This window comes from Clostridium perfringens, from assembly GCF_016027375.1.
GTDB classification, from domain to species: Bacteria; Bacillota; Clostridia; order Clostridiales; family Clostridiaceae; genus Sarcina; species Sarcina perfringens.
The window spans coordinates 2,966,067-2,992,803 of record NZ_CP065681.1 but is presented as its reverse complement, the minus strand read 5'-3'; the positions used below and the strand labels follow the sequence as shown (position 1 = coordinate 2,992,803).

Sequence of the window (26,737 nt, the reverse complement as noted above, 5' to 3'; positions counted from 1 at the left end):
GGAGAGATATGAAGAATATAAGAAAAATTTTTTGTGTATTCCTTATAATAAGTTTGTTTATAAGTGTCCCAGTCCTAAATGCTAGCGGTATTGAAAATAAGGGCTTTGATGATCAGTTTAAGGATATTGGTAACGAAAGCAAAGGAAGAATTTGTGATTATGACGGAACTGAAATTCTTAAAGAAGTATCACAGAAGCCAGATGAAGATGGAAATTATGAAATAACTTTAACTGTAAAAGGGAAACCTAAAAAGGTTACTAAACCTGTAGATATATTATTAATTATGGATGCCTCTAATAGTATGTACTATAATATGGATGAGTTAAAAGAATCTATGAATTCTTTAGTGGATAAGGTTATTGATAATATTCCTGATTCTAGAATTGCAGTTGTTGCCTTTGGGACATATTCTGAGGAAGTTTTTTCGTTTAATGATAAAAATAATTTTACTTCAAAGGAAGAGTATAAGAAAGCTATAAAAAAATCTTACAATAATATAGAGGGAATGGGAAATACCAATATAGAGAGTTCATGGAGGCTAGCTGACGAGATATTTAATAATGAACTTAATAATAATTCTAATTCAAAGAAAGATGTAATATTCTTTAGTGATGGTTATCCAAATGAGAGTATGAATATGTTGCTTGAAAGTAAATATTTAGAAGGTGGTAGGGAATATTATGAACAATATAAAAAACACTTGGAACAAATTTACAAAACAAAGATTAAAAAAGATTCTGACTATGAAAAGATTTTAATGGACGAATTAAATAATGGTAATTATAAAAGTATAGACGAATGGGCGTTGTATGAATATGAAAAATTTTACAACAATTATCCAGATACTAATATTTTTTCAGTAGCATTAATTGATAATATTCCTTATGAAGATAAAAATAGTGCAAAAGAACTTTTAAGTAAAATGCAAAATTCAGGATATTTCACTATTGATTCAAGATTTGGTCAAGATAATAATGAAAATAATAGTAAAAGTTTAAAAGAAATATATGATAAGATTGCAAATAATATTATATTAGATAAAGAGATGGCCAAAGGATTAAAAATAACAGATGTTGTTTCTAAGGATTTTGAAATTGTGAAAAATGGAGCTTATGATGGAAAAAATTCTAAAATAGTAAACCTTTCAGATAATTCTGTAATTTATTTAAAAGAAAATATTGAAGAGGATAAAATAAGTTGGGATAGAGGCGAAAATATAATTGATAGTACAGATGGAATTCAATTTAAATTTAAAATAAAACCTAAGGATCAATATTGGGGAACTGGAGAAAATAAAGTTTATACTAATGATATTGCTACTATTAGTTATAAAAAACCTAAAGAAAAAAATAAAATTATAACAGGAATTTTTAATAAGCCAAACCTATCTGTTCCTTATAAGCTAGGAAAAATAAAAGTTACTAAAAAATTCTTTGATGAGAATGGAAAAGAAATTAAAGTTGATGATAAAAAAACATATACTGTTTGTATAGATGGTGGAGACTTAGGAAAATATTATTTAAAAGTAGATGGTAATGGAAATGCTAAAGTTCTAGATTTCTATATGAGAGATGAAAATACTGATATATCTAATAATACTGATACTGAAAAAGGATATTTAAAGGTTACAGAAAGTTCAGAAAACAAAAGAATATATAAGGTTAGTGAAATTGATACTATGGATTCAGAAATTAAATCAATTTTTGTAAATGATTCTAAAAAGGATAGCTTTGAATTAAATATGAAAAATAATAATATTGATATAGTTATAAATAGTTCAATAAAGGATGAAAAATACTTCTATGATAATAAAGAAAAAATCAATGATTTTGGTATATTAAAATTAAATTAAGATGGAAAACTTTTTATTTAAAAACATTTTTTTATTTTTAAATAAAAAGTTTTTTATTTTTGTTTTATGACTTTAAAGATGATTTTTCTATAATCAAAAACTTTATAGAAAAAATTAAATTTCATTGATGATTTTAAAGAAATTTAAAAAATCAATGTGATTTTACCAATATTAATTTAAATAATAATTTAAAAATATATATTTTTTGTGAAATAATTGAATAAATTTTGAATAATTATTATAATTTATATGTAATATAATGTTATGGAGGTAAAATTATGTTAAATATAGCAATATGCGATGATGAAAAAGTCCAGCGCAATATATTAAAGGATATGTTATATAAAATATGCAATAAAAATAATATGGATGTCATCATTGATGAATTTTGCTCAGGAGTAGATTTGTTAAATGTATATAAAAGAAATACAAAAAAATATAGTATAGTTTTTTGCGATATACTCATGGATGAAATGAATGGAATAGAATTGTTAAGAAAAATTGGAGAATTAGATGCGTTCATACAAGCTATTTTGATAACTGGAAGTGAGGAGTATGTTTTTCAAGGGTATGATGTGGGAGCATTAAATTATTTAATGAAACCTGTTTCTTTTGAAAAATTAGAAAAAGAATTTTTAAGAGCTATAAAGAGTTTAAATTTTACTAGCCCATCTAGATATGCAATAAATATAAATGGAAAAACTAATTTTATAGACCTATCAGAGGTATTATTTTTTGAGGTTAATAACAAGACCATTACTGCCAATTTAGAAAAAGAGAGTATAGATTTCAATATGAAAATAGCAACATTAGAAGAAGAACTGAAAAGTAGAAATTTTTTAAGATGCCATAGGAGTTATTTAGTCAATATTTCACATATAGATTCTATTTTGCAAAATAAAATTATATTAAAAAATAGCGTTGAAATACCTGTTGGAAGAGTTTATAAAAAAGAGTTAAAAACATTCTTAATGAATAGAATAGGCGATATGTAATTTTATGTACGTACGGAATGTTATAGAATTATTTTATGTAATATATATTTTTTTTATTGGTATTTCTAGCTTTTTTTATTTAGACAAGAAAATTGATCTGAAAAAGAGAGTGTTCACTACAATTATTTTAAATTTTTTTCTTTTACTTATTAATTATATTTTTTATATTAATGAGCTTTCCTGTTTTTTTGAAGCTTTAATTATATATATATACTATGTATATTTATATAAAAAAAATACAACGTCTATATTAATGTCTTCCATATATTTATTAAATCTTTCATTGGGAAAATACATACTAATGTTTATATATTCAGTTATGATTTTTGATTTAGAAGTGTTGAAAATCATGAATAATATTATGTTTCTTTGCTTCATAATACTTTTAATATTAATGATTACAGTAGTTGTATTCATAGTAAACTTCTTTAAAGAGTGCATTATAAATGTAAATGACTTAACAATAAAAAAACAAACTAAACTGGTATTTGCAATTGGAATAGCTGTTTTATTATCTGAAAAAGTTTTTGATAATATTGCATTAAATGTAGGCTTAGTATATAGAGTTAATATAAGTACAATTAGTATAGCTGTTAATTTAGCAATAATACATTTTATTACATACAAGAGGTTTAAGGAATATAAGGCTAATTCTCAAATAAATATTTTGGAGAAACAATTAGATTATCAAAAAAATTATTATGAGAAGGTAATTAATAACTATGGTGAGGCGAGAAAAGCTCTTCATGATATGAATAATCATATGAGTGTTATTAAGTATTTTTTGGAAAATAAAGATTATAAGAATATGGATGATTATATACAATCCTTAAGTGAGAGGATTGTTACAAATAAGGATAATAATATATGTAGCAATAAGGTTATAAATGCTATATGTCTTGATAAATGTGAGAGGTGTAAAAAAGAAGGAATTAATATAAGATTTGATATTATTATAAACAAGAAGCTAAAGATTGATGACTTAGATTTATGCATTGTCCTAGGAAATTTAATTGATAATGCTATAGAAGCTTGTGAAAAAATAAATGATAAAGAGGTTCAAAAGGTTATTCAAGTTAGTGCTAGAATTTATCTAAATCAAATTTATATTAAGGTAATTAATTCAAAGAATAATAAAGTTGAAAAGAGAAACAACAAATTTTTAACTAGTAAAAAGGATAAGAAAAATCACGGAATAGGCTTAGAAAATGTAAAAGAAGCAGTGCATAAAAATCATGGAGATATTGAAATTAAAGATTCAAAGAATACTTTTGAAGTAAGTTTATATATGAAATGTTAAGTTTGTATTTTACATAAATTAATCAAGAATATTTATAAGATTATTTTAGAAATTTTTGGCTAAAGTTCATAAATTATAAATATAAATTGCAATTTATACTGTAAAAAAGACCAATTTTTATGTAAAATATATAGTATATAACAATTTATCTCACAAATAAAAATATGGAGGAAAAATATGAAGAATGGAAGAAGAGTTAAAAATCCTAAAAGAAATTCTTCTAGTAGAAGTAAATCTAAGGTTCTAGATATTTCAATAATAATTTTAATAATAGCTTTAGCATTAGTTATAGCTGTTGGAACCATAAGGGATAAGAAGACTTTAGCTAAAAATATGGAAATTTATAGCTCAGATTCAAGTAATAACTCTGAAGATAATAAAAAGCAAGCGACCACATCAAATCCTTATGAAAAAATAAAAAAAGGTGAAGAAGTAAATATTTTAGTTTTAGGTAATGGTGTAGGACTTAGTGAAGGAAAAACAGATGAAAGTGGTAATTGGACAAGTAGTCTTTCTAAATGGTTAGAAGAAACATATAAATCAAAGGCTAATATAACAAATTTATCACAAGATAAAGCTACAGTTAAAGTAGGTTTAGAGGAACTAGAGAAAAATAAAGATAATTTTGATTTAGCTTACATAATATTTGGTGAAAATGATCAAAAGGAAATTAAACCTAATGAATTCAAAGAAGATTATGAAAAAATAATTAAGAATTTAAAGGAAAGAAATAAAAATATTTCTATAGTTCCTATAATAGAGAATTCTCTTAGAAAGAAAAATGAATATACGACTATAATTGAAGACATTGGAAAAGATAATGATATAAAGGTTTTAGATATGGCTACAGTATTTACAAAGGATCCAGCCCCTTATGCTAAATTAACAACTAAGGGTGGAATATATCCAAATAATGTAGGATATAGCTTATATTTTTCTAATGTAAAATCTTTAATAGAAGCTAATATAGCAGCTTTAAATTAATATAATTTATATTTTAGAAAAGATTAAGTTTAGAGGGGAATTTAAGAAAGTAAAATATCTTTTATTAAGTGAATTATAAGTATCACATTTATAGTATATTAATTATTCTAGTTAATAAAGAATAGTTAGTATATAAATGTGATATTTTTTTATTTAAGTAAAATTTAATTTTTATAGGAATATTAAATTTAAGATGGTTAAATATTTATCTTTGTATTTTGTATTTAAAAGGGTTATTTTACTTAAATATACTTTAAAATTGACTTTAAATGCTTTGGAATGATAATATACTTAGGTAAATTTAACATATTTATAAAGTAATTAGGGGTTTTTGTTTGTATGATGTTAAATTAACGTAAGGAAAGTTGGTGAATTTTATTAGGGATTTATTAAATGAGAATAATATAATTCTCAAGGCTAAAGCTTTTAACAAAGAAGAGGCAGTTAGATTGGCTGCGGAGCCTCTTTTAAAAGATGGAAGTATAACAGAGGAATATGTAAAAGATATTTTAGAGAAGATCAATGACTTAGGACCATATATGGCAATTATGCCAGGAGTGGTTATTGCTCATTCTAGACCAGGTGATTATGTGTTTAAAGAGTGTATTAGCATGCTTACTTTAGAAAATCCAGTTGAATTTGGTCATGAGGATAATGATCCAATAGAAATAATTTTTGTTATTGGAGCAAAGGAAAACACAGGTCATTTAGATGCTCTACAAGATTTAGCAAGGGTCTTAATAAATGAGGATTCTGTTAATAAAATTAAAAATGCTCAAAATAAAAAAGAGATAATGGAGCTTTTTATGTAATTTATTAAACTTTTCAAAAAGTAACTTATAAAATATTTTAAATTAGTATATTTTATAAGTAATATTTATTTGTAGATAAGTTTTAAGAGATGAATTGACTTCTAAGGGATAAGTATTAAAAGGATCTTTTGAAATTTAAATCTATCTATATACTATGGAGAGGAGGGGATATAGGTGAAAATTATGACTGTATGTGGATTTGGAGTTGGAACAAGTTTGCTTTTAAAAATGACAGTTGATTCAATTCTTGAAGAGGAAGGAATAAATGGTGAGGTTGAAGCTAGTGATATGACTTCAGCATGTGGAAATTCTGCGGACTTAATTTTAACATCAAAAGAAATTGGAGAAGAGATAGAAGGGCAAGTAAGTGGAAAACTTGTTTATATATCAAACTTTATGGATAAAGAAGAAGTAAAGGAAAAGATTTTAAAAGCTATAAGAAATTAAGAAAAATTAAATTAGATTAAATAAAAAGGAATTATTAAAAATGAAAGAAATATTAGATTTTTGTGTAAGTTTTTTTAGAAATCCAGCTTTATTTATGGGGCTTGTAGTAGCAATTGGTTTAATACTTCAAAGAAAATCAATAGATGCTATTTTAAAAGGCATATTTAAAGGAATAATAGGAATGGTAATTCTACTTAAGGGGGTAGATATAGTAGTTTCTTCAATTACTCCTTTAGCTAATGCCTTTTCAGGATTATTTAACACTCAAAGTAATAGTACATTAGGAGATTTTAATGTATTTTTAGGTCAGTATGGAAGCTATGTTGGATTAATACTTCTTTGCGGATTTGTAATCAACATAATCATTGCTAGATATACAAGATTTAAGACTATATACTTAACAGGAAATATATTATTTTGGTATCCAATGCTTTTCTTAGCAGTTGGTATTGAAAATAATGTAAGTGGATTAAAGTTATTCATATTCACATTAATTATGTATATTTTAGTTATAACAATATTCCCATATATACTAAGAAAACATGTTAAGTATGTAACTGGAAATGATAGTTTTACTATTGGACATACTGCCTCAATATATTGTTTATTAGGTTCTTATATAGGAAAACTTGTTGGACAAAAAGATAAAAATATAGAGAATTTAAATCTTCCAAAGTCTTTAAGTTTCTTTAGAGATACAAATATAACAGCGGCAATAGTTATGTTTATAGTTTATATAATAGTTGGTTTATTTATAGGAAAAGAAAGTAGAATAGCTATATATGGAAGTGAGCCACTTATTACTTATTCTTTAATTCAAGGAATAACTTTTGCAGCAGGTATGATAATACTTTTAACAGGGGTAAGAATGATCTTAGGAGAAATAATACCATCATTTAAAGGTATAGCAGATAAATTAGCGAAGGGTTCAATTCCAGCTTTAGATATTCCTATGATATTCCCATATGGACCAAATGCTTTATTAATTGGATTCATAATAGCACTTATAACAAGTATAGGTACTTTATTCTTATTAGGAGCATCAGGAGTATTAACCTTTGCTCTTATACCACTAGTGGTTGCATGTTATTTTGATGTTGCACCAGGAGCTATCTTTGCCAATGCAAGAGGTGGGTGGCCAGCAGCTATAATTACAAGTGCTTTAGGAGGAATAATCCTAATGGTATTAGCGGCTATTTCCTTAAATTTAGTAAGTGGAACTGTAGGAAACTTCATTCAAACATATGGAGGAAATGAATTCTCAATATGGGTAATAATAAGTGACTTAGTAGGAAAGCTTTTTAGCATATAATAAAAGAGTTTAATTTAGAGATTAATATATAATATTTATTATAGGTAACAAATAAATAGGCCTTTATAAAACTTACAAACAGTATCAAGAGAATATCTAGATGAGCTTTAGTAATATCTTCGGAGTAATAATTATCCAAATGACTCCAATGTAACTAAAGTTCCATTGGATAAGTTCAAGTTTCCAAATTAAAATTTGGACTTTCACTTAAAATCTAGTAATTCTCAGAATATGTTTGTAAGTTTTATTTTTATATTTTTATACAGGGTTACATTTCCTTTAATTATGTTGAAAAGATTTATAATCTGAAAAAAAGTATGTTATCATAGTAATTATTAAAAGGAGGAGGGTACTTATGAATAATTTAAAAGGAATAGTATTTTTTGATGTAGATGGTACATTAATTGATTGTGGCAAAGGGTTATATAAACCTTCAAATAAAACTAAAGAGGCAATTAAAAAATTAAAAGAAAATGGATATTTAACAATTCTTGCTACAGGACGTCCAATGAGCTTTGTTGATGATGGATTAAAGGAATTAGAGTTAGATGGGTATATAGCATCTAATGGAACATATATAGAGTTAAATAATGAAGTCATTCTTAATGATGATATAAAATTAGAGAAATTAAAAGAGATAATGGATTATTGCGTTGAACATAATATTAACTTTATTTTAGAAGGACAAAAAACAAGTTATGTTTTAAATAATGATGTGGCTAAAAAAATGGTAGAAAATTTTTCTCTTCCAGAGGAAAGTTTTACTGGTGATTGGACAGAAGAGGAGCTTTCAGCAAATAAGCTTGTTATTGTTGATAATAATAAGGATGATTTTAAAGACATATTTGAAAGATTTAAGGATGAATTTGTGTTTATGCAACATCCAGGACATTCATCTTATGATATGTATAGAAGAGGGTGCACAAAGGCTCATGGAATAGAACATTTAATAAAGGAGCTAGGCTTAATTGATAAGGATACTTATGCCTTTGGAGATGGAGAAAATGATATAGAAATGTTCCAAAGAGTTAAATATGGAATAGCAATGGGAGATGCCCATGAAACTTTAATACCACATGCATATAAGCAAACAGAAAATGTTCCAAATGAAGGAATATATAAGGCTTTATTAGAATTAGGCTTAATATAATAAAAATTATGAAGTGCGTGTATCAAAATAACTTTTAATAAAACTTACAAACAGTATGAAGAGAAATCTAGTAATTCTCTGAATATGTTTGTAAGTTTTATTTTTATATTTTGATATAGCTCTAGTAGCCACTTTATTCTATTTTAGAAAAAATGCTATTAAGTTCTTTAGCTAAATCTTTTATTCTTTCTAATTCCTCTGGTGAAAGGGATGATATTTTTTCTTCAAGATGCTTTTTAGTTTTTTCTCTTTGTTTTAAACAAAATTCATGCCCTTTTTCCGTTACTCTAACTCTGATGATTCTTCTATCATTAGGATCTGTAAATCTTTCAACTAAATTTTCTTGAATAAGTTTATCTATAATTGGAGTCATATTTGATTTTGATATAGATAAATTTTTGGCTATTTCTGAAACAGAAGCTTCCCCACCACAATGTAAATGAAATATAACTTTGGCATGTGATGGAGGAATAGACAATCTTTTAATAATATCATCATGACTAAATACTTTTCTATTTAAACACAATAATAGTGTGTAAAGTTCTTCAGTAGCTCCCATTAAATTTTCTATGGTATTCATTTTTACCTCCTATTGTATTAAGTTTATAAATTTTAGTTGATGTATAATATAATAAATGAATAAATTTTTAAAGTTTTTAGTATTGTAGCAAAACACTTTATATTATAACCACATATAACTATTATACACCAAAAATAGTTATTGACATAGAATAGTTATGAAAATATAATTAATATTAAAATATAACTATTTATAAAGAAATAGATTTGAAAACTTTGTTTTAGTGAGTATTTATTTTTAAACATATTTTTAGAATTAACTTAATATCAAAGACAATACAAATTTAAAACATTATAAATTAAAAAAAAGAAAAGAGGGAAATACATGTCAAAGCTAATTAAATACTTAAAACCATTTACGGCATCAATTTTAGCTGTTATAGTACTTCTTTTTGCTCAGGCAATGTTTGATTTATCTTTACCAGATTACATGTCAAACATAGTCAATGTAGGAATTCAGCAAGGTGGTATAGAAAATGCTGTTCCAAAAGTAATTAGTAAATCAGAATTTGATAAACTGACACTTTTTATGAGCAAAGATGAAAAAGAAAAAGTAGAAAGCAATTATACGTTGTTAGATAAAGGTAACCTTTCTCAAAGTGAGTATGATGAATATGTAAAAGATTATCCAGCTTTAGAGAAGGAGAATATTTGTAAATTAAACACTAAAGATAAAGAGATAATTAATGAATTAAATCCTATTATGGGTAAGGCAATGATAGTTGTAGGTGGAATTGAAGAAAAGGGCCTACAAGGAGTAATGGGAAATCCATCTCTTACAGGAGCTTCTGATAATTCCAAGGCTAATATGGAAGAAAGTGCTCCTAAAGAAGGACAAATACAAGGAATGCCTGCTAATACAGATCCATTCTTTATGATTAAGAATATGCCAGAGGCGCAAAAGAATGATATGCTTAAGCAAATTAATGAGAAATTTGAAAGTATGCCAGAGAGTATGGTTACTCAAACAGCGACTACTTTTATTAAAGCTCAATATACTGATTTAGGCATGAATATAGAGAAGATACAAAGTCAATACATACTAAAAACTGGAGGAATAATGATTCTTTTAGCCTTTGGAAGTATGATTGCAGCAGTATCAGTAACATTAATAGCCGCAAGAGTGGCAGCAGGATTTGGAAGAAATCTTCGTAGTAAAGTTTTTGGTAAAGTTGTTAGATTTTCAAATGCAGAATTTGATAAGTTTTCAACAGCTTCCCTTATAACTCGTAGTACAAATGATATTCAACAAATACAAACTCTTATGGTTCTACTTCTTAGAATAGTTTTCTATGCACCTATCTTAGGTCTAGGAGGTATTTTTAGAGTTGTAAAAACAGATACTGGAATGTCATGGATAATAGCTGTAGCCTTAGCTGCTATACTTTCTTTAGTAATAGTTTTATTTGGACTTGCTATTCCAAAATTCAAGTTAGTTCAAAAGCTTGTTGATAAACTTAACTTAGTAGCTCGTGAATCACTTACAGGAATGTTAGTAATCCGTGCCTTTAATACAGAAAAATATCAAGAGAATAAGTTTGATGGAGTAAATAAAGATCTTACTAGAACAAATCTTTTTGTTAGTAGAATAATGGGTGGAATGATGCCACTTATGATGCTTATAATGAATCTTATAACTATTCTTATAGTATGGGTTGGTGCTCATAATGTAAATGATGGAGTTATGCAAGTTGGGGACATGATGGCATTTATTCAATATACAATGCAAATCATAATGGCATTCTTAATGATATCTATGGTATCAGTAATGCTTCCAAGAGCATCAGTTTCAGGTCAACGTATAGCTGAGGTTTTAGAAACTAAAGAAAGCATAAAAGACCCTGAAAAGAATGATGAGTTTAATAAAAATAAAAAAGGATATGTTGAATTTAAAAATGTTTCATTTAAATATCCTGGTGCAGAGGAATATGTTTTAAAAGATATTTCATTTACTGCAAAGCCTGGTGAAACAACTGCCTTCATTGGAGGAACTGGTAGTGGTAAATCTACTTTAGTTAATTTAGTACCACGTTTCTATGATGTTACAGAAGGTGAAATCTTAGTTGATGGAACAGATATAAGAAAAGTTTCTCAACATGATTTAAGAGAAAAAATAGGTTATGTTCCTCAAAAGGGAATATTATTCTCAGGTACTATAGAAAGTAACTTAAAATATGGTAATGAGGATGCACTTTTAGAAGAATTAGAAGAGGCTGCAAATATTGCTCAAGCTTCTGAATTTATAAATACTAAAGCTTTAAAATATGCAGAGGAAATTTCACAAGGTGGTACTAACGTATCTGGTGGACAAAAACAAAGACTTTCAATTGCTAGAGCTTTAGTAAAAAATCCTGATGTATATATTTTTGATGATAGTTTCTCAGCTCTTGACTTTAAAACAGATGCAGCTGTTAGAAAAGCCCTTAATGAGAAAACATCACATAGCACAATGCTTATAGTTGCACAAAGAATAAGCACAATTATGGGAGCTAATCAAATAATCGTACTTGATGAAGGTAAGATTGTTGGTAAGGGAACTCATAAAGAACTTCTAGAAAATTGTGAGGTTTATAAGCAAATAGCTTTATCTCAACTTTCAAAGGAGGAGCTAAGTAATGAGTAAAGAAAGAAAAGGCGGAATGGGCGGCCCAATGGGTAGAATGGGCGGAGGCCCAAGAGCCGTTGAAAAAGCAAAAGATTTTAAAGGAACAATGAAAAAGCTTGGGGTTTATTTAAAACCTTATAGTTTATCTATAGCTATTGTAATATTATTTGCTATAGGAAGTGCTGCCTTCTCAATAGTTGGACCTAAGATTTTAGGTAAAGCCACTACTAAAATATTTGAAGGTTTAGTTCAAAAGATAACCGGGGTACCAGATGCTTCTATAGATTTTGGATACATTGGAAATATAGCAATGATTTTAGTAGCTCTATACTTAGTAAGTTCATTATTTGGGATTATACAATCTTTTATAATGTCAGGAGTTGCTCAAAAGGTTTCTTATAATTTAAGAAAGCAAATATCAGAAAAAATGGATACTTTACCTCTTAATTATTTTGATACAAGAACAAATGGAGAAGTTTTATCAAGAATTACAAATGACGTTGATACAGTGAACCAAACTTTAAATCAAAGTTTATCACAGATAATAACTTCAGTGGTTACTTTAATTGGAGTATTAATAATGATGTTCTCAATAAGTTGGATTATGACTTTAGCAACATTTATAATACTTCCAGTTTCAATGGTTCTTATATCTTTAGTTGTTAAGAAATCTCAAAAATACTTTAAATCTCAACAAGAATACTTAGGTCATCTTAATGGTCAAGTAGAAGAGGTTTATGGTGGACACAATATAATGAAAGCTTTCAATAGAGAAGAAGCTTCAACTAAAGACTTTGATGAATTAAATAACACTTTATATAAATCAGCTTGGAAATCTCAATTCTTATCAGGTATGATGATGCCAATCATGTCTTTTGTAGGAAACTTAGGATATGTTTTAGTTTCAATACTTGGTGGATGGTTAACAATTAAAAGTGTTATAACAGTTGGGGATATACAAGCATTTATCCAATATGTACGTTCATTTAACCAACCAATATCTCAAATGGCTCAGGTTGCAAATATAATGCAATCAACAGCGGCTGCTGCTGAGAGAGTATTTGAATTCTTAGATGAAGAGGATGAGGTTAAAGATCCAGTTAATTCAGTAGATCCTTCAGAAATAAGAGGAGAAGTTGAATTTGAAGATGTTCATTTTGGATATAATGAAGATAAGATAATAATAAATGATTTCTCAGTAGATGTTAAACCAGGGCAAAAGGTTGCTATTGTTGGACCTACAGGAGCAGGTAAAACTACAATAGTTAAATTATTAATGAGATTCTACGATATAAATAGTGGAAGCATTAAGATTGATGGTCATGATATAAGAGACTTTAAGCGTGCTGATTTACGTAACTTATTTGGTATGGTTCTTCAAGATACATGGTTATTTAATGGAACTATAATGGAGAATTTACGTTATGGAAGACTAGATGCAACAGATGCTGAAGTTAAAGAAGCTGCTAAGGCTGCCCATGTTGATCATTTCGTAAAAACTTTACCAGAAGGATATAATATGGTCTTAAACGAAGAAGCAAGTAATATATCACAAGGACAAAAGCAGCTTTTAACAATTGCTAGAGCTTTCTTAAAAGACCCTAAGCTATTAATACTTGATGAGGCTACAAGTTCAGTTGATACTCGTACAGAGCTTTTAATCCAAAAAGCTATGGAAAAACTTATGGAAGGAAGAACAAGCTTTATTATAGCTCACAGACTTTCTACTATACGTGATGCAGACTTAATCCTTGTTATGAAGGATGGAGATATAGTTGAACAAGGAAATCATGAAGAGCTTCTAGAAAAAGGTGGATTCTATTCAAGCCTTTACAATAGCCAATTTGAACAAAGTAGTGCTTCATAAGAAATATAAACTTTAAAATTTAAGATTATGAGACTTTAAAATAAGTTATTTTAAATTAGAGTTTTATAGAAGTATGTAATAAATTATTTAGGTTAAATAGTGTTAAAAAGTATTTTTTCTTAAAAATAGTATAAATAAAATATATGAATAATGTAGCTGATATGAATTTTAAGAATTTTAAATTTGTATCAGCTATATTTTTTTATTTTAAAGTAGCTTATTTAATTGAAAGTAAGTTAATAAATTAAAAGTAATTAAAGTAAGATATTAATTTAAAGTAACTTATTTACTTTAATGCAAGCTATTTAATTTAAAGAAATTTATTTTAAGATAACTTTTTAAAGATTTAGTTTGATAGATGTAATTTAATTTACTAGAGAATGCAAAGAATCTAATATGATATAATTATATTTAGCGAGATAAAATAATTATTAATAGCTTTTATTGCCTAGGTTTTTATTAAATAATTTTAATGAAAATAAGGTATTAAAAGTGAAATTTGTGAGGTTTTTTATGAAGTTTAGGTTTTTATATGTTGGTGATAAAATCTTAAGTCATAGAGAAGAGGGGCTTTTTAGGGTTTTAAATTGTGAGGAATATTCTTTAAATAAAAAGGTTTTAGATTATAAAGAAATTTGTAATAGAAAAAAATATAAAAATGGATTTAGTGAAGAGAAGTTTAATAGGATTTATCTAAGTAAAAGAGGTTCTGTAATTAACTTTTATTCATTAGGAAGCAAAGAATTCAATGAAACTTATTTAAATGATACAAATAGGTTTAAGGATATATTTGATTTAAATAAAAATGGTGAAAATGAAGAGATTAAAATAATTTTTTTTGATTTATTTAATAAAGATGCTAATAAGGATCAATTGTTTATAACTTCATTCATGAATAAATTAGGTGAAATTTCAAAGGATATAAATTGGGACAAGATATTAATCATATTTAATGAAGAGATTATATTTAATAAAATTACTAATATAGATTCAAGATTTAGGGAGTGCTCTTTAGTATTAAATAATTATGATGTTAATTTAAATGAGTTTATTCATATTTTAATAGATTTCCTATTATTAAAGGATGATTTAGGAGATAAATGGACTGAATATAGAAAAAAAATAGCTAACTCTAAATTAACTCTTGGAAAGGTTAAGGGAGAGGATTTTTCAGGAGAAGTAATTATGAGGATTTTAGGGGAGTTTTCTAAAATACAGAGAGATAATTTATTTAAATTAATATTAATGAGCAAAGAAGGAATAAATTTAAATGAGATAGCTCTTATAGAGGATGCTTTAAAAGAATACATATCCTTAGATTCTAAGTTGATAATTAAACAATTAACAAAGGATTTTTTTAATGATGAAGTAAGATACATACTTCTTTCTAAATAAAAAGAATAATAATTTTATAGTTGAAAGTTCTTAAGATGGCTTATAAAGCTGTTTTGAGGACTTTTTTTAGCTTTTAATAAATTTTGATTTTGTTAAATATTTAACTTAAATAACTTAAATAATTATTTAAAAACTTAAATAAATTGTTTGAAAAGGGCAAGGCTTGTACAATAATTCTTGTGAGAAGAAATTTCGACAAAAATCAACACAACTTTAAATGTTAAAAAAAACACAAAATAGGAGGAAGGTTAGTAATGTTAGAAATCATTCAAAAAACACTTACTGATAATGCAATCATAGGTGCAATATTTTCATCAATAGCAATTATATTCTTAGGATTTTATATTAGAAAAAGAAATATATTAACAGGGGCTGCATCTAAAATATTAACTAAGGTTGTATTAACAGTTGCAATTCCAGCATTAGCATTTACTTCATTCATGAAAGATATTAATCAAAAAGAATTACATGAAGGTATTAATATTCTAATATGGGGATTTGTAATTTACATATTATTAATTGTATTAACAAAGTTTATCTTTGCAAGAGTTAAAGGGGACAAGCAAGACGTATTTAGAGTACTTACTATATTTGGATCAACAACTTTCTTTGGAGTTCCAATAGTTAAAGCAGTTTATGGTTCAGTTGGAGCTATGTACTCATCAATATTTAACATAGCATATAGAGTTTTCTTATATTCATATGGATACATCAAAATGTCAGGTGTAAAAATGGACAAAGAAAACTTAAAGAAAAATTTAAAAGAAATGTTATTAAACCCAGTAATTATAGCTACATTCTTAGGATTATTTATATGGTTATTCCAAGGTATGTTACCACAAGTTCAAATAGGTGATAAGAGTTATGCATTCTTAAGAATAGATCAAACATTACCTTGGTTATATAAACCACTTACATACTTAGATAAATTATGTTCACCACTTGCATGGTTAGCTATAGGTATTACTTTAGCAGAAGTACCATTTAAGCAAGCAGTAGGACAAAAAGAACCTTGGGTTTACAGTTTAATAAAAATAATATTAGTTCCAGTTATAAACTTAGGATTATTAGTAGTATTAAATAAAACAGGTATATTACCAGTTTCATTCGAAGGAATGGCTACTACAGTTATCATGTTAGCTACTCCAACTGCTACAGTGGCAGCAGCTTACGCAATAAGTTTTGATAAGGAAGCTTTATTAACATCAAACTGTTCATTACTATCAACAGTGGTTGCCGTAGTAGCAATGCCATTCTGGATAGTAATATTACAAATAATCAAAAACATAGGATTATTCGCTTAATAATATAAGCATTTAAAACTAACAAACTTTTTAAAACTAAAAACATATTTTTCATATTAAATATAGTTCAATAATTATTGAATTTCGTGGAGAATTTCTATTCTTTATTCCATAGATTCAGCTAAAGCCCAAAAACTTGCTTCGCTTCAAACAGTTTTCGCTTTTTAATGCTGAATCTATTCCATAAAAAATGAAATTCTAAGCACTCATTCAAATATTATTTCACTTATATTTAATATGAAAAATTTAATTAGAAATTTAAATTAAAAGGATAAATAGATATTTAAATAAAATAAAAAGATGGGGAAAAGAGGAGGTTTTTCGTATGATAAAATTAGTATGTTATGGAGTTAGAGAAACAGAGGTACCATACTTCCATAAGTTAAATGAAGAGTTCGGATATGATTTAACTTTAGTTGAAAAAAACTTAAACCATGAAAATGTAGAGGAAGCTATAGGGGCTGAGGCTATAATGGTAAGAGGAAACTGTATGGCTGATAGACAAAACTTAGAACTATTAAAGAGTAAGGGGCTTAAATATGTTTTAACTAGAACTGTTGGCTTTGATCATGTTGATTTAGAAGCTGCTAAGGATTTAGGATTACAAGTTGCTAGAGTACCAGGTTACTCACCAAATGCTATAGGAGAATTAGCTGTGAGTTTAGCTATGATGCTTTTAAGACATACAGCTTACACTACTAATAGAACAAGCAATAAAAACTTTGTAGTAGATGGATTTATGTTTAGTAAAGAAATAAGAAACTGTACAGTTGGAATATTAGGGGCAGGTAGAATCGGATTAACAACTGCTAAATTATTTAAAGGACTAGGAGCTAAGGTTGTAGCATACGATGTATTCCAAAGTGATGCTGCTAAGGAAATAGTTGAATTTATGCCTTTAGATGAAGTTTTAAAAGTTTCTGATGTAATATCAGTACATATGCCATATATAAAAGGGCAAAATTATCACATGATAAATGAAGAATTCATATCAAAAATGAAAAATGATGCTATTATAATCAATACTGCAAGAGGAGAATTACAAGATATAGAAGCTATAGTAAAAGCTCTTGAAGAAGGAAGATTAGGCGGATTTGGAGCTGACGTTTTAGAAGGTGAGTCAGCAGTATTCTTCAAAAACTTAGAGGGACAAAAGTTAGAAAATGAGTCATATGAAAAATTAATAAGCTTATACCCAAGAGCTTTAGTAACTCCTCATATGGGTTCATATACAGATGAGGCTTTAAGAAATATGATAGGAATATCATATGAAAACTTAAAGGAGTATTTAGAGGGAAATACTTGTAAAAATGCAATAGCATAATAAATAGAGTATCTTTAAATTGCTTTAATTAAGGTTAAAATTAAATAAGTTTAATAACAAAAGAAGTATATCAATAATTATGTTCTTAAGAAAATATAATCTATATTTTCTAGAGCTATAAATTATGATATACTCTTTTTTTATGAGATTTCCTAAGTTTAATTTAAATCTAAAATATATTTAAAAATTAAAAAAGTTAAAAATATGGGTTTAGAAAAAAAGATTAGTGAAAAGTTAAAAATAGAATTGGAGTAATCTTTACAATATGATATAATTCCTTCACGGTGGTGAAAAATATGAAAGTAAAATTTGAAAATAAAATATTATTATGGGCTATACTTATAACTTTCATTCCACTAGCATTATCTTTTACTTTATTTATAGAAGATAAGCTTTCATACATGGATGAAGATGTAAGAAACACCTTAAAAGAGACTGCTTTTAGTATAAGTGAGATTCCTTTTATTCAGGAGGACCTTAATAATGGAGAAATAAACTCAAGAATACAAGAATATACCAAACATTTTATTGAAGCCATAAATGATGTTGATATTATTGTTGTTGCTGATATGAGAGGGGTTAAGTATTCTCATTTAGATGAAAAGCAAATAGGACAGGTATTTGTTAATGAGGATAAGAAAGAGGTTTTAACACAAGGAAGTAGTTATTATTCTTTGATGAAGGGCTCTATGGGAGAAACCTTAAGGTGGTTTCAACCTGTAATGTACAATGGAAAACAAGTCGGTTTTATTATGGTAGGTAAGTATTATAATGAGATTCAACTTTTAACTCATAAGACTTTAATAAAATATATGGGGCTTTTTATTTTAGTTTTTTTAATTACTATATTAATATCTAAACTTTTTGCTAGAAAGGTTAAAAAGGCAATTTTGGGAATGGAACCAGAAGAAATTGCTGCCTTATATAAAGAAAAAAAGATAATATTAAATACGGTAAGCGAAGGTATTATTGCCTTAAATAAAAACAATGAAATAACAGAGATAAATGATAATTGCTATAAGCTTATAGATGGATTTTCAAAGTATAAGGTATTGAAAAAATTATTACCTTATATAGAAGAAAATAAACCTGTAGAAATGAAAGAAATTATACTTCAGGGGAAGAAGGTATTTGTAACTATACAACCTATTATGAAAAAGGGTGAATATTTAGGTTCTGTAATAACTTTAATGGATAGAAATGATATTAGAAAAATTGCAAAAGAGATAACTGGAGTTGATGAGGTTGTTAAGAATCTAAGAGCTAATGTCCATGAATTTAGAAATAATCTACATGTAATTTTAGGATTAATTCAACTAGGTGAATATGAAGAAGCTAGAAAATACATATTAAAAACTCAAAAGGTTCATGAAAATAACTCTTTAAAATTTTCAAACGTAGAGGATTATTACGTGAGAGGATTACTTTTAAGTAGAGAGTTAGTTGCTAAAGAAAGAGGAGTAAACTTTATTTTAACAGAGGAATCATTTTTATTTGGAAATCATAATTATGTTGATTCCTATGATATTGTTACTATTTTAGGTAACTTAATAGAAAATGCTTTTGATTCTTGTGTATGTTCAAGTATTGAGAACAAGGAAGTTGAAGTTACCTTATATGAAGATGATGAAAAGATAGAATTGCAAGTTAGGGATAATGGGAAACCTATAGATAATAATATAAAGGAAAGAATATTTGAATTAGGAGTTTCCTCAAAGGGAGAAGGAAGAGGAACAGGATTATCATTAGTTAAGAATAGAGTTGAGCTTTATGATGGTTGTATTGATATTGAGGAATTCAATGAAGAGAAAATATTTATTATAACTATTTTAAAAGGAGAAAAATAATGGGAAAGAAAATACTTATAGTAGAAGATGATCCAATGGTGGCTCTTATTAATAAAAGATTTTTAGAAAATATGGGCTTTAAAGATATATTAGGACCAGTACAAACTGAGGAAGAAATAATAAAGGTATTAGATAAAGAAAATATTGATTTAATTCTTTTAGATGTATATCTTCCTAAGAAAAATGGTATTGATATATTAAAAAGTTTAAGATACAAGAAGTATTTAACTGATGTAATAATGATAACTGCTGCCAATAGTGTTGAAGAGGTGAAAAGAGCCTTTGCTTATGGGGTAACTGATTACTTAGTTAAGCCTTTTGAATTTGAAAGGTTTGAGGAGGCTATAAATAAGTATAAACAAAAAAATAATCTTTTAAATAAGAGAGAGGCTTTAAGTCAGCAGGATATAGATGTTATTTCAAAATCTTTAGAGGAAAAGATTGAATTACCTAAGGGATTAAATCAAAAAACTTTAGATAGGATAATGGAGTTTTTAAAAGAAAACCAAGGAAAGGTTTGGACACTAAGAGAAATAGCCTATGAGTTAAAAATAAGCAATGTAACAATAAAAAAATATATGGATTACTTAGAGGATGTTAAAAAGGTAAATGTAACCCTAACTAGTGGAAATGTTGGGAGACCTGAATATAAATATACTCTAGGCTAATAAATAAATAGTTTCATAGAAAATATTTCCTGATTTGTATAGTATAATTATATTAGAAATACTTATTAGGAGGGGATAGTGTGGAATATAACAAGCATAGATATTTAGGATTTTTAGGATTACTTTCACTAATTGGACTTAAGGGATTTACAGGAGGAAATGCCCTATGGTATATTTTCTTTCTTAATTTCTTATGGTTTACACTTTTTTATGAGAACAGTTGGTTATATGTAGGAGCTCCCTTTAAGTTTAGTAAATAAAATATTTTTGTTTAGAGTATATTTTCTTAATTAAAAGAGCTTAAAAATAAGTTTTGTAATTTTTCCTTGGGGAAACTATACTATAATTAGATGAAGATGCAAATCATACACATTTGCATTTAAAAAAACACATGAAAAATAGGTGGGGGAGAAAAAAATGAATAAAAGAAAGATTGTTGCTAGTATTTTAACGACCTCTTTATTAGTTACATCGCTGGTTGGGTGTGTTGGATCAAATAATAAGGCCAATACAAGTAGTAATGATTCAAAAGTTCAAGAAAGTGTTGAAAATCAAAGTGATTTTAATGATTTAAGAACTTATGTAGGAAAGACTTACAATGAGGTTTCAGAAAATAAGGGAACTGGAAATGAAAATATAGAAGAGGTTGCAGGAAAAAAAGTTATTGTTTCCTCAAGCTATTCTACAAGAATGTTTAATTATAATGCAAACTTAATACTAGAACTTGATGATTCAAAAAATATAAGTGCAGTAAGTGTTCACTTTAAAGGAATAGAGCCAGAAAATATATTAGAAAACATAAAGAAGGTATTAGGTGAGCCGAAAATTAGCAAGGATAAGGAAAATGGTGATTCTAAAGTTTATTCATGGGAAAAAGATGGATACCAATATAAGCTTTCACAAGTTGGAGAAGAAACTATAATCACTGTAAATAAGAGTGCTATTTAATTTATTTCATTTTTAATATTTAAAAATAAGAATAGCATATATCAGTATTGATTTTAGATAGAACTTTAAGTATGAAGTAAAGAGCTATCTAAAATAAAACCTAAAATAAAATTATGGTAGAAATGTAGAGAATTAAGGGGTTTATAGTTTTAGACTATAAATTTCTTAATTTTTTTATGCTTTAAAGATAATAATTCTAATAAAATAAATAATAGTTTATTAGAATTATTTTTATTTTAGAGGGTTTTTAAAAATAGTGCAGGATATGGCTTAATACATAGAAAATATATTGAGTATTAGGTAAAATAAGAAATTTCAACTTTAAATCATAATAAATGAGACTTTATTAATTTTTACAAAGACCTAGCTTCAGAGTAACATGGTGGTAAAGGTAAGGATAAATTTAATCCAATATCTTTAATATAAAAATTTACCTATGCAATAAAAAATAAGGAGGATTTTATATGTCAAAACACCATAGAATAAGTCATTGTGATGCAGAACATACAATGAAAATAGAAAAAGAAAAAATGGCCGAAGTAAGAAAAGAAGAAGAAAAAATGGCTAATAAAGTTAAATGCCATAAAAAATCTTGTGGCAAATAATTAAGTTCATAAACCTAAAAGTCAAAGCATGTTATGTAAGGATAGAGATAAATTTATTAAATAGTAAATTAATCTCTATCCTTAATTTTCTTAATAAGAAATGAATTTTTAAGAGTTAGTCAATTTAACTTTTCATATAAAAAATCAATATTACACTAATTGAAATTATAATTTTCATAAAATTTTGTTATGGATATTTTAAGATGTTATATAAAAATAAATATAAAATTAGTGAAATAAATTTACTTAAATTGGAGTAAAATATAAAGAACATATTTATGTTAATAAATTTTAATAGTAATATACCATTGATTTATGCAAATATTTATGATAAAGTTTTAAAGTGTTTAACAAACTTTGTTTCCATATGAGGGAGTAGTTAGCTCAAGTTGAATGAGTGATTAAGTCAACAAATTGACCAAAGAGCTTTGGTCTGGCTTAATCTTAAATAGCGAGACTTATATGCAGTTTTTTGCTGCATATAGGTCTTTTTTTATAAAGTTTTTATAAGTAGGAGGATATATTATGAGTATTTTATCTATTGTTTTAACTGGTTTTGGCCTTGCTATGGATGCTTTTGCCGTATCAGTTGCTAAGGGAATAACCCTTACTAGAGTAAAAGCTAAAGATGCATTAAAAGTTGCTTTATTCTTTGGAGGATTTCAAGCACTTATGCCTTTAATAGGATGGGGAGCTGGGAGATATTTCGCTGATTATATAAAAGCCTTTGATCATTGGATAGCATTTATATTATTAGGTTTCATAGGGGGAAAAATGATTTTTGAAGCTTTAAAAGAAGATGATGAAGAAAAAGCTGAGGTTGCAGTATCAATGGAAGTTAGCAAAAATAAAGAGAGAGAATTTGCTAATATGAAACGCAAAGAGGAGCTAAGTGCTAAAAATCTTACAGTATTAGCTATTGCAACTAGTATTGATGCTTTAGCAGTTGGTGTTAGTTTTGCATTCTTAGGTATTTCTATAGTTCAAACTATAATAATAATTGGTATTATAACTTTTGTTTTATGTTTTTTAGGGGTAATAATAGGTGAAAAATTAGGAGATATATTTAAAAACTATGCTGAAATAGTAGGTGGAGTTATATTAATTCTTATAGGTATAAATATATTATTAGAACATACAGGAATTATTGAAAAGTTATTTTCTTAGTATCATAATTAAGGTAAGGATACATATATAACTTTATCTTAGGTTGAAACTTAAAATCACTATTTTTTAAACAAGAGAAAAAAATATTACTTGTAATAATACATTAACAAGTGATATAAATATATAGGTAGATTTTAGAATAATAATTTTAATTAAATATATTTGTGTTAAATATGGTTTAGAGTTATAAACAACTAAGGAGGTAATTTACATGTACGTTGCATTTGGAAACAGAGTGTTAGATAGTGAAGAAATAAAAAAAGAAATAGAACTTAATACTGATGCTAAAGTTGTAAGTGATTTATGTAAGAGCTCAAAAAGAGAAGATATAATTGCTTTTAAACTAAGCATAGATATGGATATTTTAAGAGGTCTTATGAAAGAGAATTCTGATCTTAAAGATTTAAATGATGAAGAGTTATTTGAAGATTATTTAGATTTAGCAGAAGAGGTTGCTGGAATGATATTTGAATACATGCCAGAAGATGCTATATTAGATATAAGATCATATAAATGGGATATGTCTTACAATGATGTAAAATTAATAATGGTAATGGCTCATGAAGATCTTGGAATAGCTAAGGTTAATGATGTTATGAAGAGATTATTAAGACAAGTAGATTAATTTTAAATGGTGAAATAAACTTTTAAATTAATTTTTATAAAATAAGTTTTATATGAATTAGATAATTAAAATCTATAAATGTTATTTGTTTTTCTAACATTTATAGATTTTTTTAGTGTGTTTTTAATAAAGAAATTTATGAAATATTTATTGGAAATACTTTTGGTTGTAGAAAAAATATAAAATTTAGTATAATAAAATTATTAATTTGTTGTGAATAAAAATTAAAGAATAAATGAATGTTTTAATTCATGTAATTTTTATAGGTACGATTAGTTAAAATATTTTAGTGATTTAGTAGGTGATTAAGATGAAACTTTTAAGTTTAAATACGGAAATACTAGGTTTTGATACTTCTTCTGAATTTGCAAAAGAATTAAATTTAAATGAAAAAGACCTAGTTTTTACAAACAGAAGAATATATGAAGGAAGTTTTAAATCTTTAGATTTAAAATGTAATTATGTCTTAAAGGACAAATATAATTTCAATGAACCTAATGATGAAATTATAGATGAAATTTTTAAAGATATAAAAAATATAGATTTTAATAGAGTTATAGCTATTGGTGGAGGATCAATTCTAGATGTAGGTAAACTTTTAGCTTTAAAAGATGTAGATAGTACAAAGAAACTATTTAAAAGAGAACTTCCTATAATAAGAGATAAGGAGCTTATTATAGTTCCTACAACTTGTGGTACTGGTAGTGAGGTAACAAACATATCTATTGTGGAAATAAAGAGTGAAAATACTAAGTTAGGTTTAGCAGTAGATGAACTTTATGCAGATAAAGGAGTTTTAATTCCTGAACTTTGTAAAACAATGCCTTATAAAGCTTTTGTTTATAGTTCTATTGATGCATTAATACATAGTATAGAAGGATTTTTATCTCCAAACTCTACTCCTTACACAGATTTATTTGCTTTTAAAGCAATTGAAATGATTTTAAGTGGATATAAAGAGATAATAGAAAAAGGTGAAGAGTATAGAAATACTATAATGGATAAATTTTTAATTGCAAGCAATTATGCAGGAATAGCCTTTGGAAATGCAGGAGTTGGTGCAGTTCATGCCTTATCTTATCCTTTAGGAGGAAAATATCATGTTCCTCATGGAGAGGCAAATTATCAATTTTTAATGGCAGTATTAAATTTCTACAAGAAAAACAATGGTGATGGAAAAATTAGCGAATTAACAAAATTAATAAGCAGTATTATAAATGCAAAGGAAGAGGATTGTTATTTAGAGTTAGAAAACTTATTAAATAATCTTATTAGAAGAAAAAATTTAAAAGAATATGGTATGACAATTGATGAAATTGAAAAATTTTCTCATAGTGTAATGAAAAATCAACAAAGATTACTTAAAAATAATTATGTATCTATGGAAATAAAAGATATGGAGGAAATTTATAAATCTCTATATTAGGAGGCATTATGAAATTTTTTAGGATGATTTTAATTGCTGGAGAAGTTTTGCTTGTAATTTTGTTGCTTTTAGGTATTGTGTTTAAAGTAGCTGAATGTGAAAAGAAGGATAAAAGTTTAAGTAATATTAAAGAACAACATATTAAATTGGATGATGAACAACAAGAAAAATTACTATATTGTAGTATTATCAGATAATAATTTTAAATAGTTAATGGGAAGGAGAGGTACTTGTGGTTTTAGTACTTACATTTATTTTATTTTTAATGATATTTTTAATAATAGTAGATTTCTTTGCTATATTATTTAGACTTACAGGGGTGCCAATAGAAAAAGCCAGATTTCAAGTTACATCTCTTTTGACAGGAACAGGTTTCACAACAAAAGAAAGTGAGATAATAGTTCAACATCCTACTAGAAGAAAGCTTGCTATTTGGCTTATGGGATTTAGTTATGCCAGTACAGCAACTATTATATCTTTTGCAGTAAATATAATAACTAGTAGTGTCATAGATGTAGGTTCCATAGCTGTAATTGTTCTTTTTATTATATTTGTTTTGTTTTTTCATAAAAGTTCTTTATTAGAAAAGTTTGAAAATAAAATTGAGAAATTTATTGTTCAATCTAAAATTTGGGACAAGATTAATTCAAAGCATTTAACTTTAATAACTAACACTAAAGGCTTTGGAGTTTATGAAATATATCTTTCAAACAAGGCAACACTTATTGGAAAGAGCATAAGAGATAGTGATCTTAAAGCAAATGAAATAGAAGTTTTAAATATAGATAAAGGGGATAAGTTTGTTAATTTCCCAACTCCTGATTATACTTTTGAAGTTTGTGATAAGGTAACAGTGTATGGTAATGTAAAAAATATAAAGGCTATGTTTAAGCATATAAATGAAGTTAAATAACAAAATGGGCGTATATTAAAATAACTCTTTATAAAACTTACAAATAGTGTATGTTTGTAAGTTTTATTTTTTATATTTTAGACACAAACCCATTTTTTATTATTTTATAGCCTAATTAGATTCTTAAGTTATTTAGATTTTTAATCATTTTATTTAAAACTTCATCGAAAAATATAAGTTCCTCATCTTTTAAATCTTCTAATAATAACTTAAAAAATCTATTACTTACTTTGTTTAAAATATTAAGTGTTTCATTAGCAGAGGGAGATATGTATAATCTAAATATTCTTTTGTCTTTGTCATCTTTTTTTATTGATAGCATTTCTTTTTTTAATAAGCTTTCTATAGATCTTGAAATTAATCCTTTAGAAAGACCTGAAAATTCGACTATATCCTTTGCAGTATTATATTCTAAATTTTCCTGTAAGAAAACTAATATTTCAAATTCATTATGCGTTAATCCCAAATCATTTAATGTTGGTGAAATAAATTTTTTATATGTTTTTTTTGCTTTAGTAAAAGAAACTAAAAAAGCATTTCCATTAGGATTAAGAGCTTTTAAATCCATTAACCTTCCTCCTTGAATAGTTCAATTGTAAACTTTATATAAA

Annotated in this window: 25 protein-coding genes; 23 read left to right on the top strand and 2 right to left on the bottom strand. The window is 26.3% G+C overall.

Annotation, left to right across the window (positions count from 1 at the left end; all coding sequences use genetic code 11):
* Positions 1–8: 8 nt before the first annotated feature.
* The 8 genes from I6G60_RS13900 (at position 9) to I6G60_RS13865 (ending at position 8,853) form a co-directional block, all read left to right on the top strand.
* Entirely contained in the window at positions 9–1,853 is a 1,845-nt protein-coding gene (locus I6G60_RS13900; RefSeq protein ID WP_096071656.1) for a vWA domain-containing protein, read from the top strand.
* A 278-nt stretch (positions 1,854–2,131) separates the two neighbouring features.
* Positions 2,132–2,848 carry a LytR/AlgR family response regulator transcription factor gene (locus I6G60_RS13895; RefSeq protein ID WP_003455670.1) on the top strand — a complete coding sequence of 239 codons (717 nt, stop codon included), beginning with the start codon at positions 2,132–2,134 and terminating at the stop codon, positions 2,846–2,848.
* A 301-nt stretch (positions 2,849–3,149) separates the two neighbouring features.
* A complete protein-coding gene (locus tag I6G60_RS13890) occupies positions 3,150–4,148 on the top strand; it encodes a sensor histidine kinase (RefSeq protein ID WP_223932422.1) in 999 nt (332 codons plus the stop codon).
* Between the two features lie 177 nt (positions 4,149–4,325).
* The gene (locus I6G60_RS13885; protein WP_003471250.1) at positions 4,326–5,132 is read left to right on the top strand and encodes an SGNH/GDSL hydrolase family protein; all 807 of its coding nucleotides are present in this window, start codon (positions 4,326–4,328) and stop codon (positions 5,130–5,132) included.
* 368 nt (positions 5,133–5,500) lie between these two features.
* Positions 5,501–5,944 (top strand): PTS sugar transporter subunit IIA, encoded by a 444-nt coding sequence (locus I6G60_RS13880; RefSeq protein WP_003455279.1) that lies wholly within the window; start codon positions 5,501–5,503, stop codon positions 5,942–5,944.
* Between the two features lie 174 nt (positions 5,945–6,118).
* Positions 6,119–6,391, top strand: a complete 273-nt coding sequence (locus I6G60_RS13875; RefSeq protein WP_003474464.1) for a PTS sugar transporter subunit IIB — start codon at positions 6,119–6,121, stop codon at positions 6,389–6,391.
* Positions 6,392–6,431: 40 nt separating this feature from the next.
* The gene (locus I6G60_RS13870) at positions 6,432–7,703 is read left to right on the top strand and encodes a PTS ascorbate transporter subunit IIC (RefSeq protein ID WP_197925435.1); all 1,272 of its coding nucleotides are present in this window, start codon (positions 6,432–6,434) and stop codon (positions 7,701–7,703) included.
* A gap of 355 nt (positions 7,704–8,058) precedes the next feature.
* Entirely contained in the window at positions 8,059–8,853 is a 795-nt protein-coding gene (locus I6G60_RS13865) for an HAD family hydrolase (protein ID WP_197925433.1), read from the top strand.
* A gap of 133 nt (positions 8,854–8,986) precedes the next feature.
* On the opposite strand, the gene I6G60_RS13860 is transcribed toward I6G60_RS13865, so the two are convergent.
* Positions 8,987–9,433 carry a MarR family winged helix-turn-helix transcriptional regulator gene (locus I6G60_RS13860; protein ID WP_003461042.1) on the bottom strand — a complete coding sequence of 149 codons (447 nt, stop codon included), beginning with the start codon at positions 9,431–9,433 and terminating at the stop codon, positions 8,987–8,989.
* A 324-nt stretch (positions 9,434–9,757) separates the two neighbouring features.
* Here I6G60_RS13860 and I6G60_RS13855 point away from each other — a divergent pair, with 324 nt between their 5' ends.
* The 15 genes from I6G60_RS13855 to I6G60_RS13785 all read left to right on the top strand — a co-directional run bounded on the left by I6G60_RS13855 (position 9,758) and on the right by I6G60_RS13785 (position 26,126).
* Positions 9,758–12,055, top strand: coding sequence for an ABC transporter ATP-binding protein (locus I6G60_RS13855; RefSeq protein ID WP_197925431.1), 2,298 nt, complete (start codon positions 9,758–9,760; stop codon positions 12,053–12,055).
* Positions 12,048–13,904 carry an ABC transporter ATP-binding protein gene (locus tag I6G60_RS13850; RefSeq protein WP_003478776.1) on the top strand — a complete coding sequence of 619 codons (1,857 nt, stop codon included), beginning with the start codon at positions 12,048–12,050 and terminating at the stop codon, positions 13,902–13,904. The genes I6G60_RS13855 and I6G60_RS13850 overlap by 8 nt, the downstream gene beginning before the upstream one ends.
* A gap of 513 nt (positions 13,905–14,417) precedes the next feature.
* The gene (locus I6G60_RS13845; protein ID WP_197925429.1) at positions 14,418–15,299 is read left to right on the top strand and encodes a hypothetical protein; all 882 of its coding nucleotides are present in this window, start codon (positions 14,418–14,420) and stop codon (positions 15,297–15,299) included.
* Between the two features lie 254 nt (positions 15,300–15,553).
* Complete coding sequence (locus tag I6G60_RS13840; protein WP_003449992.1) at positions 15,554–16,603, top strand: AEC family transporter; 1,050 nt, start codon at positions 15,554–15,556, stop codon at positions 16,601–16,603.
* 325 nt (positions 16,604–16,928) lie between these two features.
* Entirely contained in the window at positions 16,929–17,927 is a 999-nt protein-coding gene (locus I6G60_RS13835) for a 2-hydroxyacid dehydrogenase (protein WP_003455390.1), read from the top strand.
* Between the two features lie 296 nt (positions 17,928–18,223).
* A complete protein-coding gene (locus I6G60_RS13830) occupies positions 18,224–19,774 on the top strand; it encodes an ATP-binding protein (protein ID WP_110071015.1) in 1,551 nt (516 codons plus the stop codon).
* Positions 19,774–20,442: a response regulator gene (locus tag I6G60_RS13825; RefSeq protein ID WP_003471331.1), complete on the top strand. Its 669-nt coding sequence runs from the start codon at positions 19,774–19,776 to the stop codon at positions 20,440–20,442. Before I6G60_RS13830 ends, I6G60_RS13825 begins: the two co-directional genes overlap by 1 nt.
* A gap of 80 nt (positions 20,443–20,522) precedes the next feature.
* Positions 20,523–20,702 (top strand): hypothetical protein, encoded by a 180-nt coding sequence (locus I6G60_RS13820; RefSeq protein ID WP_003467068.1) that lies wholly within the window; start codon positions 20,523–20,525, stop codon positions 20,700–20,702.
* Between the two features lie 157 nt (positions 20,703–20,859).
* Positions 20,860–21,390 (top strand): hypothetical protein, encoded by a 531-nt coding sequence (locus I6G60_RS13815; protein WP_003461219.1) that lies wholly within the window; start codon positions 20,860–20,862, stop codon positions 21,388–21,390.
* A gap of 464 nt (positions 21,391–21,854) precedes the next feature.
* Positions 21,855–21,995, top strand: coding sequence for a hypothetical protein (locus I6G60_RS13810; RefSeq protein ID WP_011590237.1), 141 nt, complete (start codon positions 21,855–21,857; stop codon positions 21,993–21,995).
* A gap of 525 nt (positions 21,996–22,520) precedes the next feature.
* Complete coding sequence (locus I6G60_RS13805) at positions 22,521–23,162, top strand: manganese efflux pump MntP (RefSeq protein WP_011590238.1); 642 nt, start codon at positions 22,521–22,523, stop codon at positions 23,160–23,162.
* A 211-nt stretch (positions 23,163–23,373) separates the two neighbouring features.
* Complete coding sequence (locus I6G60_RS13800) at positions 23,374–23,787, top strand: hypothetical protein (protein ID WP_003471360.1); 414 nt, start codon at positions 23,374–23,376, stop codon at positions 23,785–23,787.
* 310 nt (positions 23,788–24,097) lie between these two features.
* On the top strand, positions 24,098–25,213 hold the full coding sequence (locus I6G60_RS13795; RefSeq protein ID WP_003474476.1) for a 4-hydroxybutyrate dehydrogenase: 1,116 nt from the start codon (positions 24,098–24,100) through the stop codon (positions 25,211–25,213).
* Between the two features lie 8 nt (positions 25,214–25,221).
* Entirely contained in the window at positions 25,222–25,410 is a 189-nt protein-coding gene (locus I6G60_RS13790) for a hypothetical protein (RefSeq protein ID WP_003449870.1), read from the top strand.
* 35 nt (positions 25,411–25,445) lie between these two features.
* Positions 25,446–26,126 (top strand): TrkA C-terminal domain-containing protein, encoded by a 681-nt coding sequence (locus I6G60_RS13785; RefSeq protein ID WP_003449949.1) that lies wholly within the window; start codon positions 25,446–25,448, stop codon positions 26,124–26,126.
* A 115-nt stretch (positions 26,127–26,241) separates the two neighbouring features.
* Here the strand turns inward: I6G60_RS13785 and I6G60_RS13780 are convergent, their stop codons facing one another.
* On the bottom strand, positions 26,242–26,694 hold the full coding sequence (locus I6G60_RS13780) for a MarR family winged helix-turn-helix transcriptional regulator (RefSeq protein WP_057230769.1): 453 nt from the start codon (positions 26,692–26,694) through the stop codon (positions 26,242–26,244).
* Positions 26,695–26,737: the final 43 nt, after the last annotated feature.